Origin of the sequence: Promicromonospora citrea, from assembly GCF_013004695.1 — a bacterium.
Classification (GTDB): domain Bacteria; phylum Actinomycetota; class Actinomycetes; order Actinomycetales; family Cellulomonadaceae; genus Promicromonospora; species Promicromonospora citrea.
The window spans coordinates 66,114-81,396 of the sequence record NZ_JABEMG010000004.1 but is presented as its reverse complement, the minus strand read 5'-3'; the positions used below and the strand labels follow the sequence as shown (position 1 = coordinate 81,396).

17 protein-coding genes are annotated in these 15,283 nt (G+C 73.6%); 8 read left to right on the top strand and 9 right to left on the bottom strand.

Going from position 1 to position 15,283, the window contains the following annotated elements:
* Positions 1-370: 370 nt before the first annotated feature.
* Entirely contained in the window at positions 371-2,407 is a 2,037-nt protein-coding gene (locus tag HLB15_RS01900) for a HelD family protein (RefSeq protein WP_171103132.1), read from the top strand.
* A 19-nt stretch (positions 2,408-2,426) separates the two neighbouring features.
* Here the strand turns inward: HLB15_RS01900 and HLB15_RS01895 are convergent, their stop codons facing one another.
* A complete protein-coding gene (locus tag HLB15_RS01895; protein WP_171103131.1) occupies positions 2,427-3,092 on the bottom strand; it encodes a histidine phosphatase family protein in 666 nt (221 codons plus the stop codon).
* Between the two features lie 169 nt (positions 3,093-3,261).
* Between HLB15_RS01895 and HLB15_RS01890 the strand changes: the two genes are divergently transcribed.
* Complete coding sequence (locus tag HLB15_RS01890; RefSeq protein WP_171103129.1) at positions 3,262-4,038, top strand: C40 family peptidase; 777 nt, start codon at positions 3,262-3,264, stop codon at positions 4,036-4,038.
* Positions 4,039-4,263: 225 nt separating this feature from the next.
* Positions 4,264-4,701 carry a dihydrofolate reductase family protein gene (locus HLB15_RS01885; protein WP_373291128.1) on the top strand — a complete coding sequence of 146 codons (438 nt, stop codon included), beginning with the start codon at positions 4,264-4,266 and terminating at the stop codon, positions 4,699-4,701.
* Positions 4,702-4,708: 7 nt separating this feature from the next.
* On the opposite strand, the gene HLB15_RS23695 is transcribed toward HLB15_RS01885, so the two are convergent.
* From HLB15_RS23695 to HLB15_RS01860, 5 genes are all read right to left on the bottom strand, one after another.
* Entirely contained in the window at positions 4,709-5,356 is a 648-nt protein-coding gene (locus HLB15_RS23695) for an Atu4866 domain-containing protein (RefSeq protein WP_212759376.1), read from the bottom strand.
* A gap of 169 nt (positions 5,357-5,525) precedes the next feature.
* Positions 5,526-6,380 carry a PHP domain-containing protein gene (locus HLB15_RS01875; RefSeq protein WP_171103127.1) on the bottom strand — a complete coding sequence of 285 codons (855 nt, stop codon included), beginning with the start codon at positions 6,378-6,380 and terminating at the stop codon, positions 5,526-5,528.
* A 16-nt stretch (positions 6,381-6,396) separates the two neighbouring features.
* Positions 6,397-6,801, bottom strand: a complete 405-nt coding sequence (locus HLB15_RS01870; RefSeq protein ID WP_171103125.1) for a pilus assembly protein CpaE — start codon at positions 6,799-6,801, stop codon at positions 6,397-6,399.
* A gap of 45 nt (positions 6,802-6,846) precedes the next feature.
* Positions 6,847-8,595, bottom strand: a complete 1,749-nt coding sequence (argS, locus tag HLB15_RS01865) for an arginine--tRNA ligase (RefSeq protein ID WP_171103123.1) — start codon at positions 8,593-8,595, stop codon at positions 6,847-6,849.
* A 114-nt stretch (positions 8,596-8,709) separates the two neighbouring features.
* A complete protein-coding gene (locus tag HLB15_RS01860; RefSeq protein ID WP_171102995.1) occupies positions 8,710-8,922 on the bottom strand; it encodes a hypothetical protein in 213 nt (70 codons plus the stop codon).
* Between HLB15_RS01860 and HLB15_RS01855 the strand changes: the two genes are divergently transcribed.
* Entirely contained in the window at positions 8,906-9,061 is a 156-nt protein-coding gene (locus HLB15_RS01855; protein WP_229785707.1) for an HxlR-like winged helix-turn-helix transcriptional regulator, read from the top strand. The genes HLB15_RS01860 and HLB15_RS01855 overlap by 17 nt on opposite strands.
* Positions 9,062-9,063: 2 nt before the next feature.
* On the opposite strand, the gene HLB15_RS01850 is transcribed toward HLB15_RS01855, so the two are convergent.
* The gene (locus HLB15_RS01850) at positions 9,064-9,342 is read right to left on the bottom strand and encodes a hypothetical protein (protein ID WP_171103118.1); all 279 of its coding nucleotides are present in this window, start codon (positions 9,340-9,342) and stop codon (positions 9,064-9,066) included.
* 65 nt (positions 9,343-9,407) lie between these two features.
* Here HLB15_RS01850 and HLB15_RS01845 point away from each other — a divergent pair, with 65 nt between their 5' ends.
* Together HLB15_RS01845 and HLB15_RS01840 are read left to right on the top strand one after the other, a co-directional pair.
* Entirely contained in the window at positions 9,408-10,022 is a 615-nt protein-coding gene (locus tag HLB15_RS01845) for a DUF6226 family protein (protein ID WP_171103116.1), read from the top strand.
* Between the two features lie 71 nt (positions 10,023-10,093).
* Positions 10,094-10,654 carry a dihydrofolate reductase family protein gene (locus HLB15_RS01840; protein WP_171103114.1) on the top strand — a complete coding sequence of 187 codons (561 nt, stop codon included), beginning with the start codon at positions 10,094-10,096 and terminating at the stop codon, positions 10,652-10,654.
* 14 nt (positions 10,655-10,668) lie between these two features.
* Here the strand turns inward: HLB15_RS01840 and HLB15_RS01835 are convergent, their stop codons facing one another.
* Positions 10,669-11,940 (bottom strand): MFS transporter, encoded by a 1,272-nt coding sequence (locus HLB15_RS01835; RefSeq protein ID WP_171103113.1) that lies wholly within the window; start codon positions 11,938-11,940, stop codon positions 10,669-10,671.
* Positions 11,941-12,121: 181 nt separating this feature from the next.
* On the opposite strand from HLB15_RS01835, the gene HLB15_RS01830 reads away from it, so the two are divergent.
* Positions 12,122-13,000, top strand: coding sequence for a MerR family transcriptional regulator (locus HLB15_RS01830; protein ID WP_171103110.1), 879 nt, complete (start codon positions 12,122-12,124; stop codon positions 12,998-13,000).
* Positions 13,001-13,014: 14 nt separating this feature from the next.
* Here HLB15_RS01830 and HLB15_RS01825 read toward each other — a convergent pair whose 3' ends face one another.
* Entirely contained in the window at positions 13,015-13,218 is a 204-nt protein-coding gene (locus HLB15_RS01825) for a hypothetical protein (protein WP_171103108.1), read from the bottom strand.
* Positions 13,219-13,419: 201 nt separating this feature from the next.
* Here HLB15_RS01825 and HLB15_RS01820 point away from each other — a divergent pair, with 201 nt between their 5' ends.
* Entirely contained in the window at positions 13,420-14,652 is a 1,233-nt protein-coding gene (locus HLB15_RS01820) for a cytochrome P450 family protein (RefSeq protein WP_171103106.1), read from the top strand.
* Positions 14,653-15,283: the final 631 nt, after the last annotated feature.

Genomic DNA, 15,283 nt, shown 5'->3' with positions numbered 1-15,283 from the left:
TCTCGAAGTCGTACCGCTGCTCGTCGGGGCGGGCGGCGTGGACCTGGTGGACGCGGTTGATCAGCTCGGCGGTCTGGGCAGGGCTCAGCCCGGAAGTAGAGTGGTACGGCATCGGTCCTTCGCTCGGTTTGATGGGGTCTCGACAACCACGATCAAACCGGACGCAAGGACCGTTGCGCTATCTGCCCGATCTTGACCCCGACCAGCGACGAAGCAGGTCAGGACCTCACACACTCATGGCTACCCCTGAGCCGCTGAATAACGCTCTGAGTCGCCCGCCTGGTCGCGGACGAAAAGCCCGGGCGGAGCGCCGGCCGCCGCACTAGACTCGCGCGGCCGTCCCCACCCCCTCACCGCCTGGAGGTCGCTCATGCCTGCCGTCGTGCCCGAGCTCGTCCGGGAGCGCGAGTTCCTCGCCGAGGCCCGTACCCAGCTCGGCCGGATGCGGGAGCGCGTGGCGGCGCTGGACGGGCGGTACGCGGGCGACCCCGTGAGCGCCGACGTGCTCGAGGCCGCCCTCGCGCGGCGCATGGAGCAGCTCACCGACGACCCGGAGATCCCGCTCTTCTTCGGGCGCACCAGCACGGCCACCGAGACCTTCCACATCGGCCGCCGGCACGTCTCGGACGCCGACGGCGAGCCCATGGTCGTGGACTGGCGCGCCCCCGTGAGCACCCCGTTCTACCGCGCGACGCCCCAGGAGCCCCTGGGCCTGACGGCCCGCAGGCGCTACGGCTTCCAGCGCGGGCAGCTCACCGGGTTCGAGGACGAGCCGCTGGACCGGGCGGGGCCCGGCCGCGGTGACCCCGCCCGCTCGGAGATCCTCGAGGCCGAGATCGAGCGCCCGCGCACCGGCCCGATGCGCGACATCGTCGCGACGATCCAGCCCGAGCAGGACGTCATCGTCCGCATGCCGCTCGAGCGCACCCTCGTCGTGCAGGGCGCGCCGGGCACGGGCAAGACGGCGGTCGGCCTGCACCGGGCCGCCTACCTCCTGTACGCGCACCGCGAGCAGCTCACCCGCCGCGGCGTGCTCGTCGTCGGGCCGAACCGGAGCTTCCTGCGCTACATCCGCGACGTGCTGCCCGCGCTCGGCGAGATCCACGCGCGCCAGGCGACGATCGAGGAGATCGTCGGCGAGCACGCTCCGGTCCGGGCGGCCGACCCGGTCGACGTCGCGACGCTCAAGGGGGACGCGCGCCTGGCGGAGGTGCTGCGCGCGGCGGTCTGGTCGCACGTGCGCGAACCGGCGGAGACGCTCGTGCTGCCCCGTGGCTCGCGCCGCTGGCGCGTGCCCGCCTACGGGGCGCGCGACGCCGTCGAGCAGGTGCGCTCGCGCGACGTGCGGTACGCCCTCGGCGCGGCGCAGCTGCGGCACGCGCTCGCGCACCGCGTGCTCGTGCAGATCGAGGAGTCCGGCGACGCGCTCGACGACAAGGCGTGGGACGTGCTGGCACGGACCCGGCCCGTGCGGGACTACGCGGCGGCCGTGTGGCCCGCGCTCGACCCGCGCCGGCTGCTGTTCCGCCTGTTCGCCGAGCCGGACTTCCTGGCGGCGTGCGCCGACGGGGTGCTGACGCCCGACGAGCAGCGCCTGCTCACCTGGGACCGTCCGCCGCGCTCCGCCGGCGCGGCTCGCTGGACGGTCGCGGACCTCGTGCTGCTCGACGAGATCGCCGACCTGCTGGAGCGGACCGGGTCCGTCGCGCACGTCGTCGTCGACGAGGCGCAGGACCTGTCCGCGATGATGCTGCGCGCGCTGGGGCGGCGCGCCGCGACCGGGTCGCTCACCGTGCTGGGCGACCTCGCGCAGGCGACGACGCCGTGGGCCGCGGACGACTGGGCCCGCGTGCTGACCCACCTCGGCAAGCCGGACGGCCACGTCGAGCAGCTCACCGCCGGGTTCCGCGTGCCCGCCGACGTCATCGAGCTCGCCGCCCGCCTGCTGCCCCGCATCGCCCCCGGCCTGGAGCCGCCGACCGCGGTACGGCGCACCCGCGGCCGGCTCGCCCTCACCACCGAGCCGCTCGAGAGCGTGCTGGCCGACGTGGTCGGGCGCGAGGGCTCGGTCGGGCTGATCGTGCCGGACGCCGCCGTGCCGCGGGCCCGGTCGGTGCTGGCGGGGGCGGGGCTCACGTTCGCCGTCGTCGGCGAGCAGGAGGCCGAGCAGAAGGACGAGCAGGAGGCCGGCGACGTCTCGGAGTTCGACGCCCACCTCGACCTCGTGCCCGCCTCGCTGGCCAAGGGCCTCGAGTTCGACCACGTGGTGCTGCACGACCCCGCCGCCGTCGTCGCCGCCGAGCCCGACCGGGCCACGGGACTGCGGCGGCTCTACGTCTGCCTCACGCGCGCCGTCACGTCGCTCGTCGTGCGGCACGAGGGCGACCTGCCGCCCGAGCTGGGCTGAGCGCTCGCGCCCCGCCGGCTCACACCTCGTCGACCGGCTCGCCGGTCGGGTCGTCGGCCAGCAGCGCGTCCACGGCGGGGCCGCCGACGGGCTCGGCCGACCAGGCGACGACCCGCCACCCCGACCCCGGGTCCCCCTCGACCTCCACGAGGCCGGTGTTGGCCAGCGCCGTCCGCTCGGCGTGGTCGATGTCCACCCCGGCGGCGCGTGCGGCGACCCAGGTGCGGATGGCCGCGCCGTGCGACACCACGAGGACGTCCTCCCAGCCCGCGCGGGCGAGCTGCGTGACGGCGTCGTCGTACCGCTCGAGGAACGCGCGGCCGTCGGGGCCGCCCGGCATCGCGCGCGTGACGTCACCGCGCGCCCACCCGAACACCGTCCCGAGGTAGCGCAGGTGCGCCTCGTGCGTCGCGGCCATCTCGAGGTCGCCCGCCTCGATCTCGCGCAGGCCCGGCAGCACGACCGGCTCCAGGCCGCGCGCTACGGCCAGCGGCGCGGCGGTCTGCGCGGTACGGACCAGCGACGAGACGGCGACGGCGTCGATCCGCCGGTCGCCCAGGGCGTCCGGCACGGCGGCGGCCTGGCGCCTGCCGAGGGCCGTGAGCCCGGGACCGGGGCTCGCGGTGTCGAGGAGCCCGCCCACGTTCGACGGCGTCTGTCCGTGGCGGAGCAGGAGGAGTCGCATGGGGAGCATTGTCCCCTGCGGGCCGGGAACGACGACCGAGCGGTCATCTTCGATGAGGTGGTTCCCGCATCGTGTCCGTTCCGTTACTCTTGGGCGCTATGCGCTGGGGGTGACCCACGACACGCCCCCTGCGCCGGTGTTCCCGTCGATCTGAAAGGTCCACGCCTTCATGGATCCCCAGTCCTCCCTGACGACGGCTTCGCGCGCCCGCGGCCGCCACCGGGCGGCCCGTCGCCCCGCACTCCCCGCCTTCGCCGGCACCGGCCAGACCGCCGCGGCGGCAGGCCGTGGTGCCGCGATCGCCGCGGCGGGTGGCGGCGTCCTGCTGTCGCTCATCGCGCCGCCCGCGCAGGCCGCTCCGGCCACCGAGCTGGGCACCGAGCTGGGTACCGCGCTGACCGGCAAGCCGATGCAGGGGTCGCTGGACGCGAACGGCATCGACGCGCTCGCGTCGCAGGCCCGCCAGGCCGTCGCCGCCTCGGGCGTCGTCGCCGTCGCGCCGACCGCCGAGCTCAAGGTCGAGAACACGGCCGTCACCGTCGTGTCCGCCGAGGAGAACGAGGCGTACCAGGCGGAGATCGCCGCCCAGAAGGCCGAGGAGGAGGCCGCGCAGCGCCGCGCGTCCGTCGTCTCGATCGCGATGCGGTACCTCGGTGTGCCGTACGTGTGGGGCGGCACCACGCCCGCCGGGTTCGACTGCTCCGGGTTCACCTCGTACGTCTTCGCGCAGGTCGGCATCGACCTGCCCCGCACGTCCGCGTCGCAGCGCTACGCCGGCACCGTGGTCTCCTGGGCCGAGGCGCAGCCGGGCGACCTCATCTGGACGCCGGGCCACATCGCGATCTACGCCGGCGACGGCATGCAGATCGAGGCGCCCGTGCCGGGCAAGAGCGTGCGGTACACGAGCATCTGGCAGTCGGGACCCACGTTCATCCGCGTCTCCTGACCCCTTCCCCCGGCGTACCGATCAGTTCCGGTCGTGCGGGCGGTCCTTCTTCCTGACCGCCCGCACGCGACCAGGGAGCGACCGATGACCGCCACGTACACGTTCGACGTCTTCAGCAGCCTCGACGGCTACGGCAGCGCGGGCGGTGACTGAACGGGCTACTGGGGCAAGCAGGGCCCCGAGCTCCTCGAGCACCGCCTCGCGCTGTACGAGCCGGACCAGCGCATGGTCTTCGGCGCGACGACCTACCGGATGTTCGTCGAGATGCTGGCGACCGTCCCCGATCCCGCCGTCGGCGACCCGTGGGTCAGCCGGATGGCCGAGCTGCCCGCCACCGTGGTGTCCAGCACCCTGCAGGACCCGCTCGAGCGCAACGCCGTCGTGGCGCGCGGCGACGCGGTGGACGTCGTCGCGCGGCTCAAGGAGGAGTCCGACGTGCCGCTGCGCTCGCACGGCAGCCTGTCGCTCAACCGTGCGCTGCTCGCCGCGGGCCTCGTGGACCGCGTCCAGGTGACGCTCTTCCCCGTCGTCACGGGCAGGACGGGCGACGACCCGATCTTCCGCGGCGCCGAGGACTTCGACCTCGAGCTGCTGGAGCACCGCACGCTCGACGGGCACATCCAGGAGCTGGTGTACCGGCCGACGCTGCACGGGGGCGCGTGACCCCCGGCTACGGCAGCCGCAGGACGAACCCCGCGTGGTGCAGGACGCCCGCGTGGTACTGGCCGAACGCCCAGAAGCCGGTGTCGTCCAGGTAGGTGATGCGGTCGCCGTCCAGCCAGAAGCTCCCGGTGTACGCGTCACGGACGCCGCCGCGGGTCTCGCTGTAGCGGCCGTCGGGCGTGAGGTGCTGGGTCATGTCCCTGCGGGCGTCGTGCCACGCGCCCAGCCGCGGGTCGTCCGCGGCCAGGGCCGCGCCCGAGGCGGTCGTGCCCCGCGGCCGCAGGGCGGCGCCGTCGCGCACCACGACCGTCCCGTCCACGACGACGGCGCGCAGGCCTGCCGGGTCGGCCACCAGCATGCGGGTGATCCGGTCGGCGCTCACGGGGCCGTCGAGGACGGCGAACGTCGCGGGGTTGCCGGGGACGAGGTCGAAGGCGTCGGGGTCGGGGGGCGTCGTCCCGGCGAGAACGGACTCGACGAGCAGGGGCACGACGGAGGCGCCGCCGGCGTCGATCGTGAGGTCGGCGGGGGCGGGTGCGTCGACGATCACCGGTCCGTCGGTGTACAGGTCGGTGCGCTCCACCCGCCCGGGCGCGCGGTGGACGCGGCCGCCGACGACGGCGAGACGGGCGGGTGCGGGGCTCGGTGCGCTCATGCCTCCACTGTGCCGCTGCCGGCCCGGCACCACGAGGCAGGAGTGCTCCTGGGTGCACGCCACCCAGGATGCGCGCGCTCTGCGCAGCCGGCCCGCCTCGGTGTGCGGCACGCTGCGGCGGACTCGCCCGGGGGTTCGGTCCCGGCCCGACAGAGGGCCGAGCGCGGGCTCAGCCGAGGCGCCACAGGGCCTCTGGGCGCCGGGGCGGGCGGAAGCCCTCGTGCTCCAGCATCGCCGCCGCCTCGGGCAGGCCGGTCGCGAGCGCCTCCGGGGTGTGCGCGTCGCTGCCGATGCTGACGGCGCGACCGCCCTCCTCGACCCACCACCGGGCCATCCACGGCCACAGACGCCGCGTGTTCATCTCCAGGGCGCGGTCGCCGTCGGCGATCGCGCGCATCGCGGCCCGGATCGGCTCCTCGAACCGGCGCGGGTCGAACGGTCCGTGCTCCGCGGCGGGCCACGCGCGCACGGCGTAGTCGAGGTGGGTGAACACCTCGAACGCGTCGGAGCCGCGCACCATCGCGGGCACCTCCTCGAGGTACCGGTGCAGCACGACGTCCGGCGCGTGCTCGCGGAAGAGCGTCACCGGCTCGGCGGGTCCGCCACCCAGGTCGAGCGTGTGCAGCGAGCCGAGCACCCGGTCGAGACGGCCGAGGTCGATGATCTCGGCCGCCGCGGCCCCCGCGAGGTGCGGCTGGCCGAGCTCGACGCCCGTGCCGATGTACAGGTCGGGGAACGCGTGCCGCATGCGGTCGACGGCGTCGAGGTAGCCCGCGGCGTCGAGCGGGTCGACGGCGACGCGGCCGGCAGCGTCCAGGTAGTGCCGCTGGTGGGGTTGGAGGTCCTCGGGGGCGGCGCGCCACGAGCCCGGGATGTCGAGGTGCTCGGTGAAGAACAGCGCGGGCAGGCCGATGCGCACCGCGCGGGCGCACGTGGCGCGCATGCGCCCGACGGCGTCCGACCGCGGGCCGCCCGTGTCCCAGGACCACTCGCTGTGCACGTGGCTGTCGGCGGGGAGCGCCATCAGCGGCTCAGCTCCATCAGCGGCTCAGCTCCATGAGGGCGAGCAGGGCCTGGCCGTACGCCTCGGCCGGGTCGGGGTCGGTGAAGACGCGGGTGGTGCCCAGCAGGTCGACCTCGACCTCGTAGCCGTCGTCGGTGCGGCGCAGGGCCCGGAAGGTCGAGCGCAGCAGGCCGCGAAGCTGGTCCTCGCGGGGCAGCCACAGCGCGTCCTCGATCGCGACCGAGTCGAGCGCCCACTCGGTCGTGCCGTTGAAGCCCAGGATGGTGCCCGTGGGGTACTCGTGCGCCTCGATGGTCATGGTGCTCACGGTGAAGACGTCGCCGGACAGCCCCGGTGAGCGGACCTGGAACTGGTCGCCGTCGGACGGCGACCAGACCAGGCCCGCGTCGTGCAGCTGTCGCGCGAGCTCGGAGGTGATCATCGGACCATTGTGTCGAACCGGGCCGTGCTCACCTCCGGGCTCGCCTCACATCCGGTCCGGCGCCGCGATACCCAGCAGGTCGAGCCCCGTCCCGAGCGTGCGCGCCGTGAGCGCGCACAGCGCGACGCGGTTGGCCCGCACGGCGCCCTCGGACCGCGCCACGGGGCACGCGTCGTAGAACCGGGTGAAGGCCGTGGCCAGGTCGGACAGGTACCCGCACAGGCGGTGCGGCTCCAGCGTGCGGTCGACCGCGTGCAGCGTCGCGTCGAACGCGTCGAGCGTCAGCGCGAGCTCCTTCTCCGCCGGGTGCGCGGGCAGGCTGGGGTCGAGGGGCGTCCCGTCGCCCTCCGCCCAGCCGACCCGGCGCAGCACCGACCGCACACGCGCGTGCGCGTACTGGAGGTAGACGCCGGTGTCGCCGCTGGTCGCGACCATCTGCTCGACGTCGAACACGTAGTCCTTGGTGCGCGTCGTCGACAGGTCCGCGTACTTCACGGCGGCGACGGCGGCCGCGCGCACCACGGCGTCGAGCTCCTCCTGCGGGAACGTGTCGGCGCCCTCCCGCTCCGCGAGCACGGCGCGTACCGCGGCCTCGGCGTCGTCGAGCAGGTCGGCCAGGCGCACCGTGCCGCCGGAACGGGTCTTGAACGGGCGGCCGTCGCGGCCGAGCACGGTGCCGAACGAGACGTGCTCGGCGTGCACGGTGTCCGGCAGCCAGCCGGCGCGGCGTGCGGCGTCGAACACCATGCGGAAGTGCAGCGCCTGGCGCGCGTCCACGACGTAGAGGATGCGATCGCCCCGGTACTCCCCCACGCGCAGCCGGATCGTGGCCAGGTCGGTGGCGGCGTACCCGTACCCGCCGTCCTTCTTGCGGACGATGAGCGGCACGGGGTCGTCGTCGGGTCCGGTGACACCAGCGGTGAAGGTGACGACGGCGCCGTCGGACTGCGTGGCGACGCCGGCCGCGAGCAGCTCGTCGACGACGCCGGGCAGGGCGTCGTTGTACCGGGACTCCCCGTCCATGTCCCCGGCGTCGAGCAGGATGCCGAGGCGCGCGTAGAGGGCCTCGAACGCCCGCTCCGACTCGGCGACGAGGTCGCGCCACGCCGCGACCGTCTCCGGGTCGCCCGCCTGGAGCGCGACGACGCGGGCGCGGCACCGGTCGGCGAACACGGGGTCGGCGTCGAAGGCAGCGCGCGCCTGCTGGTACAGGGCGTCGAGGGCGGACATGGTCGCGGCACCCTGCCCGCGCCAGTCCGCCGCCGGGTGCTCGTCGAGGTACTGGATGAGCATGCCGAACTGCGTGCCCCAGTCCCCCACGTGGTTCTGCCGCACGACGTCGGCGCCGAGGTGCCCCAGCACGCGGACGAGCGCGTCGCCGATCACGGACGACCGCAGGTGCCCGACGTGCATCTCCTTGGCCACGTTGGGCGCCGAGTAGTCGACGACGACCCGCTCACCCGTGCGCGGCGCCGCGACACCGAGGCGGTCGTCGGCCAGCCGGTCCGCGACGGCCGACCACACGACGGCGTCGGGCACCGTGAGGTTGAGGAAGCCCGGTCCCGAGACCTCGGCGGTGACCGCGCCGGAGAGCGCGCCCGCGACGTCGGCCGCGAGGTCACGCGGCGGCCGGCCGGCCGCCCGGGACGCCGCGAGGGCGCCGTCGGCCTGGAAGTCGGCGCGGTCGGATCGTCGGACCACCGGGGCGGTGCCGGCCTGCTCGGCAGGCAGCACCCGGGTCAGGGCGGCCGCGACGGCCGCCTCCACCTGGTCCTGGATCGCGACGACGGTCACGGGGAGCCTCTCACTCGGAAACTTCGGTCGGAAACTTCGGTCGGAAACGAAGAACGCCCGCGCTCGGCGGGCGTTCTCAGTGTAAGGACGCGGCCGTGCGCGGGCCGGTTCTTTTCAGCGCCGCACGCGCTTGTCCACGACGACCCAGTTCGTCTCCCAGGTCGCGCCGCCGTCGGCAGAGAACGCCTGCTCGAACCGGGCCTCGTCGCGGCCCACGCGCGTGACGACGAACCGGACCTTGATCGGCCGGTCGCCGAGCACGTCGTCGCCGTAGAACGTGCGGCTCGTCGAGCGGCTGGAGACCGGGCCCGTGCCCGCGCCGGTCATCTACCGGCTCACGCCGTACGGGGAGACGGTGCTGCCCGTGGTCGAGGGCGTGCGCGTGTGGGGCGAGGCGCACCTCGAGCGCACCGGGGGCGTCCTCGCGCCCGACACCGCGATGAGCTGCGCGGACATGGTGGGGTGACGTCAGTCGCGCCGGGCCTCCAGGACGGCCCGCGCGGCGCGGTCGACGTTGTCGGCGAGCCGGTGGATGCCGATGACGAGCTGGACCACGCCGGCGATCAGGCCGGCCCCACCGAGGAACCAGAGCAGCAGCGCCGCGCCCTCGCCGCCGCCGAGCATGTCCAGCAGAGCAGGCAGGTACAGCAGGACCAGGCCGCCCAGGATCAGGACGAGGCCCAGGGTGATGGGGGCCGCCGAGGCGGGGACCTCCGTGGACGTCGCGGGGCGTGTCTCGTCCGTCATGGGACCAGGCTCCCATCCCGGGGCCCGCGCGGCGACGAAAAGCACCGGCCGCTAGGGTTCCGCGCATGGATGCCTCCTCGCTGGTCGCCCGGGTGGCCGACGTCTACGCGCGGTCGCACCCGCCGTCGTGGCCGAACCCGCACGCGGACCGGGAGGCATCCGAGGAGGAGTACTCGCGGGTGACCGACCCGGAGCGGTACGCCGCCGTCCTGCTCCGGGCACGGGCGTGGGTGGAGGTGCTGTCCGGGCTGCCGGACGTCGAGGCGTCGCGCGACGGCTCAGGGGTGCGTCTGGTCTCGGCGCGGCCGGGCACGTGGCCGCTGGTCGTCGTGGAGGAGTTTCCGGACGGCGGCGTGCCGTCCGTCCGGGTCGGGCTGGCCGACGCAGCGGAGGCCGAGCTGTTCCCCGACTGCGGGTGCGACGCGTGCGACTTCGGGTCGGCAGACCTGCTGGAAGGGCTGGACGGCGCCGTCCTCGAGCTGCTCGGCGGGGCGGTGCTGCTGGTCGGCGACGACTGGCAGGGCCTGTGGACGACGGACGGCGGCGGGAGCGTCTCCGGCGGTGCCCGCATCCCCGAGCTGGAGCAGGTGATGGCATGGGGCGAGCGGGCGTACGCGGGCGACGCCGCGGCGGCGCCCGAGGGTGTGCGGGTGCTGGTGAACAGGGCGTGGGCGCGATGACTTCCGCCGTCCGCCGGCGTCTCTGATCCGACAGGGCCCGACCCGGGCCTCCGCGCGAAGGGAGCTTGACCATGCGCAAGCTGGTCTACGGCATGAACGTCAGCCTCGACGGCTACATCGCCACGCCCGACGGCGACCTCGGCTGGAGCGAGCCGAGCGACGAGCTGTTCGAGTTCTGGCTCGAGGAGGAGCGAGCGATCGAGCTGTTCCTCTACGGGCGCGGGCTGTGGGAGTCGATGCGCTACTGGCAGACCGGCGACCAGCAGCCCGGCACGAGCCCGGCCGAGACCGAGTTCGCGCGGAACTGGCGGGAGACGCCGAAGGTGGTGTTCTCCTCCACGCTCGCGGAGGTCGAGGGGGACGCGCGGCTGTTCGCCGGCGACGCCGTCGCGGAGATCGTCCGGCTCAAGGAGGGTGACGGCGGGCCGATGCGGGTCGGCGGGGCCGCGCTGGGCGGTGCGGCGCTGCGGGCCGGGCTGGTCGACGAGGTCACCGTGGTGACGCACCCGGTGCTCCTGGGCGGTGGGACGCCGTTCTTCGGGGCGCTGGACGGGTGGGTGGAGCTGGAGCTGGTGGAGACGCGGGGATTTGCGGGTGGGGTGGTGCTGCAGCGGTATCGCGTGGGGCGATGAGCTGTTCGGCTGCGTCACGCAGCGTCCGCGGGCTCCCGCACGGCCGGTGCGGTCTCGAGCCGCTGCGGAGCCCTCGTCGCCCACAGACCGAGCCCGCAGACCACCTCGACCAGACCCGCACCCGCGAGCGCGATCGTCATCGCTCCGACGGCGGGCACCCCCATCCGGACGAGGGCGTCCACGAGCAGACCGCCGGCGACGACTGCGACCGGGTACAGGCCCTGACCGAGAAGGCGCCGGGCGCCGAAGACGGTCGCCTGGATCTCCGGCGGCGTCCGCTCCTGCCAGATCGCGGTCAGCGGCGCGTTCGAGACCTGGACACAGATGTTGCGGGCCACGTACGCGGGCACGATCGCGACGAGTGACGTGGTGAGAGCCAGTCCGACGCGACCGAGCAGGCCGCCGGCGACCATGCCGCCCACGATCATCGTCCCGCGGCGCACCCGGCCGGCCAGCGCGAGAACGACGACGGAGCCGAGCAGGAGGCCCAGCGATCCTGCGATGCTGACGGTCGTCAGGCGCCATGACTCGGCCGCCATCGCACCGCCGGCTCCGGCGATGACGAACGCGGTGGCGACGGGGGTCGCGAACCCGCCTGCGACGTTCAACCCGGCGAACGAGACCTGCACGGCACGCAGGTCCCGGTCGCCGAGGATGAAGCGAAAACCTCGCCGCAGGCCGTGGAACGGGTTCGGTGACCGCCGCATCGCCACGGGGTCGGGGACGTCCCACGCGATCCGCGAGACCAGCAGCGCGACGGCCAGCGCGCCGGCGCCCTCGATCACGAAGACCCAGTGCGGGGCCGCCAGCGCGTAGACCAGAGCCCCGACCAGCGGCCCGGCGAACACCGGGGCGTTCTCGATCACCGAGACGACGGCGTTCGCCCTCGTCAGGTCGGCCTCACGGCGCAGCAGGCGGACGGACGCCTGCAGGGACAGGCCGATCGCCGTGGAGAAGATCCCGGCGCACAGCACGAGCGTGATCAGCAGCCAGGTCGGCAGGTCCCGCCACACCACCGCAGCGACCGCGAGGGACGTGACGCCGACGCCGACGTTCGCCCCGACGATCGCCACCTTGCGGGGCACTCGATCGATCACGGTCCCGATCGCCGGTGCGAGGTAGATGGAGCTCGCCAGGCTCGCCGCGGTGACCGCCGCGAGCGCCGTGACGGCCTCCGTCCTGTCGAAGACCGACAGCGAGAGGGCGAGGGCGCTCCCGGTCGAGAGCAGGAGCAGGACGAGCTGGGCTCCCCAGAGCATGCCGAACGTCTTCGATGTGCTCGCCACCCACTGCACCCCGTCCTGGTAGCCCGCCTCCTACCGAGCGATGAAGTGTAGTGGGGCAGACTCCTGCTCGACGCGCTGAACCAGGCAGCACCGGACGCGAGGCAACCGCTGGGTTGCATCTTCCGTAGCGGCATGTGATCCCGTGGACTCACGTCGCACCCCACCGAGGAAGGCTCCGCACATGTACTCGTCCTTCGTCCCGCCCCGCCAGGTCAAGATCGGTGACGCGGCGGCCTTCGTCGGCACCACCCCGCGGGCGATCCGCCACTACCACGAGATCGGCCTCCTGCCGGAGCCCGAGCGGGGCGGTGACAGCCGCCGTCGCTACGGGTACGACGACATGATCCGGCTTCTGTGGGTCCGCAGGATGGCCGACGCCGGGATCGCCCTCGACGACATCCGCGACGCGTTCGCCGACACCGCTTCCGCCGGTGCCGGTGACATCGCGGGCATCCTCGAACGCGTCGAGGAGACCCTCGTCGCCCAGGAGGCGGAGCTCCGGCGGCAGAGGATCGCCGTGCAGCGCATGCGCACCGAGGGCAGCAGGATGGGCCTGCTCTCCGACGTCGTCACCCACCGCCTCAAGCGCCTGCCCGAAGGCTTCCTGCGCCCGGCGGAGCTGGACAACCTCCTGGTCATCGAGCGGATCTTCGGCCCGCTCGGCGCGGCCATCAACGCCACGCGCTATATCGCCCTCGCCACCCGCCCTGACCTGCGGGAGGAGTCCGACCGCGTCGATGCCGCGGAGGAGGCGCTCGACGACACGGTCGCCGTCGACGACCCCCGCGTGGCCGAGGTGGCTGCTCGGCGGCACGCGCTCGAGACGGCGCTCGACGCCGTCATCGAGGAGTCCGGCCTGGCGCAGGAGGACGCTGCCCTCGTCGAGTCCTGGGACGCGTCGCACCCCGTGACCGTTGACGAGGAGGCGAACGAGACCGGCGGAGGTCCCGCGCACGGGACGATGAGCGCGTTCCAGGCCGTGGCGAAGATGCCCTATGACTACTCGCCGGCCCGCCTGCGGTGCATCCAGCTGGCCGCGGAGCTGGGCGCGGCGTCCTGAGGGCCGGGCCTCCCTCAGGTCTGCTCGAGGTTGTCGAGGATCGCGCCCGCGAAGTCCGCTGCCCGGCCGCAGGTCGGTCCGGACGGTTTCCCGTCGCCCCATGCCTCGTGGACCTCGATCGAGGCGCCGGCCCCGTCGGCGACGTACAGCAGGCACCCGCGGTCCTTGATGAGGACGCCCAGGAGCGCAGGACGCCCGCCGACCGTCGTCTCGACCATCAGATCGCGGTTCTCCTGGTCCTCGGTCGGTCCGGTAGCCAGGCGCCGCAACCATGAGCCCCGGACCTGGCCGCCGTGGGGATGAGCGCCGCGTGTTTCGTGTTCTCCGCTGCCCGTGATAGAAACGCCTGATCGGGCGTCTACGCAGGTCGCCCCAGATTTCGATGGATCACTGAGATGGATGTCGACGGGTGGAGGGGCATGCCTGACCTGGAACCGCAGCGGAGCGGGGGCCGGGTCGCGCTGGTGGACCTGACCGGTGCGGAGGACATGACTGCGGCACTGCGCGAGCTGCAGGACCAGTGGGGGCCGGTGGCCCCCGTGGACCTGGAGCCAGGCGTACCGGGCTGGCTCGTGCTGGGGCACGCCGAGGTCATGGAGGTGATGCGCACGGAGAGCGTCTTCGCCCGGAACCCACGGCACTGGAGAGAGCAGCTACCACCGCAGTCAACCCTGCACGCCATCCTGTCCCCGAACGGACGGCGGAACCTGTACTTCGCGGACGGCGCGGAGCACCGGCGGCTGCGGCTCCCGGTGGACGAGGCGTTCGCCGCCATGGACGAGGTCCGGACGGCAGCGCTCGTGCGCGTCGTCTGCGCCCGGCTCATCGACTCGTTCGCCGCCCGGGGCAGCGCGGACCTGATGGGCGAGTATGCGGCGGCGGTGTCGTTCCTGGCGGTGTCGGGCATGTTCGGCTTCGACGAGCGGCAGGGTGTCGACCTGTTGCGCTGCGCGAGCGAGATCTTCGGGCACGGCGGCGATCCCGCGTCAGCCCTGGTCCGGATGGACCAGATCGTGATGGACCACGTCATCGCGACCCGGGCGAAGCCAGGCCCGAACCTGACCACCAGCTTTATCGAGCACCCGAATTTCGAGGACGACACCGAGATCGTGCACTCCATGGTGATCGCGATCTGCGCGGCCAACGAGATGCTCGTGACCTGGATCGCGGCCACGCTGCGCCGCATGCTCACCGACCCCCGGTACACCGGCCGCGTCACCGGCGTGCGCCGCGGCCTGGACGACGCGATGGACGAGACGCTGTGGAACGAGCCGCCCGTGGCGAACCTGCCCGCCCGGTACGCCGTGACCGACTGCACCCTCGGCACGGCGCGGATCCGCGCCGGTGACGCGATCGTGATGGGCGTGGCCGCCGCGAACAACGACCCGCGAGTACGCACCAGCGACGACCTCTTCGAGGCGGGCAACCGGTCGCACCTGTCCTTCGGCGTCGGGCCGCACGCGTGCCCCGCCAAGCGACCCGGGCGGCTCGTGGTCAAGATCGCGGTGGAGAGCCTCATGGAGCGGCTCGACCTGAGGCTCACCGACCCGGTGGTCACGTGGGCGCCTTCGCCGTGGTCGCGCTACCCGTCCACGCTGCCGGTGACGTTCACTCCCGAGCGCCAGACCGCCCGCACACCTGCCCGCGTCTGACCTGCCCCTGGAACGTCGGACGGCATCGAGCGGCAGACGGCATCGACGTGCGCCGTGCCGTTCACACAGGTCTTCGTGCGCCGTGCCCGTGCGGCGCCGCCACCGGCACCTGCATCGTGCCGCATGACCTCGAGGTGCCGGCGTGCCTCGTCGAGGACGGTGGCGACTCGATCCAGCGATGCTCGGGACGAGCCCCAGCGGCTGGGGACTCAGGCCGTGATGGCGAGGGTCTGCGGGTGCGCCGGCGTCCGGAACGTCCCGGTGCACACCGAGGGCTCGACCTCGTCCACCGCGGCCTCCCGAGGCGTCGCGCCTCTCCGCCGACCGACCCGGCGATGACGGTGTCGTTCGTGACGAACCGACAGCGGGTCTTCGACACCGGGGGCGGCCCGGAAGGCGGTCGCCGAGGCTGCGGGGATGCGCCAACGACGCACAAGACTACCCACATAGTCACATGCCTGCCTCATGGTCACTTTTTTACGTAATGGTCACACGGCGACCCGCAAGAGCCGCCTGTCCTGCCCGGTATGCGCGTTATGTTTAACGTTGTCCATCGGCAGACGAGAAGGTGTCTTGGCTGAAGAAGGAGTCCCCAGTGCCTGACCACACCGGCAGATCCCGGAAGACGACA

Excerpts from the sequence above, each read along its gene's own strand:
- HLB15_RS01875 (WP_171103127.1), bottom strand. The coding sequence starts at position 6,380 with ATGGCGCTCCCCGCCGACAGCCACGTGCACAGCGAGTGGTCCTGGGAC.
- HLB15_RS01860 (WP_171102995.1), bottom strand. The coding sequence starts at position 8,922 with ATGACCGGCGCGGGCACGGGCCCGGTCTCCAGCCGCTCGACGAGCCGC.
- HLB15_RS01850 (WP_171103118.1), bottom strand. The coding sequence starts at position 9,342 with ATGACGGACGAGACACGCCCCGCGACGTCCACGGAGGTCCCCGCCTCG.
- HLB15_RS01825 (WP_171103108.1), bottom strand. The coding sequence starts at position 13,218 with ATGGTCGAGACGACGGTCGGCGGGCGTCCTGCGCTCCTGGGCGTCCTC.
- HLB15_RS01885 (WP_373291128.1), top strand. The coding sequence starts at position 4,264 with ATGGTCTTCGGCGCGACGACCTACCGGATGTTCGTCGAGATGCTGGCG.
- HLB15_RS01820 (WP_171103106.1), top strand. The coding sequence starts at position 13,420 with ATGCCTGACCTGGAACCGCAGCGGAGCGGGGGCCGGGTCGCGCTGGTG.
- HLB15_RS01895 (WP_171103131.1), bottom strand. The coding sequence starts at position 3,092 with ATGCGACTCCTCCTGCTCCGCCACGGACAGACGCCGTCGAACGTGGGC.
- HLB15_RS01830 (WP_171103110.1), top strand. The coding sequence starts at position 12,122 with ATGTACTCGTCCTTCGTCCCGCCCCGCCAGGTCAAGATCGGTGACGCG.
- HLB15_RS23695 (WP_212759376.1), bottom strand. The coding sequence starts at position 5,356 with ATGAGCGCACCGAGCCCCGCACCCGCCCGTCTCGCCGTCGTCGGCGGC.
- HLB15_RS01840 (WP_171103114.1), top strand. The coding sequence starts at position 10,094 with ATGCGCAAGCTGGTCTACGGCATGAACGTCAGCCTCGACGGCTACATC.
- HLB15_RS01870 (WP_171103125.1), bottom strand. The coding sequence starts at position 6,801 with ATGATCACCTCCGAGCTCGCGCGACAGCTGCACGACGCGGGCCTGGTC.
- HLB15_RS01845 (WP_171103116.1), top strand. The coding sequence starts at position 9,408 with ATGGATGCCTCCTCGCTGGTCGCCCGGGTGGCCGACGTCTACGCGCGG.
- HLB15_RS01890 (WP_171103129.1), top strand. The coding sequence starts at position 3,262 with ATGGATCCCCAGTCCTCCCTGACGACGGCTTCGCGCGCCCGCGGCCGC.
- HLB15_RS01900 (WP_171103132.1), top strand. The coding sequence starts at position 371 with ATGCCTGCCGTCGTGCCCGAGCTCGTCCGGGAGCGCGAGTTCCTCGCC.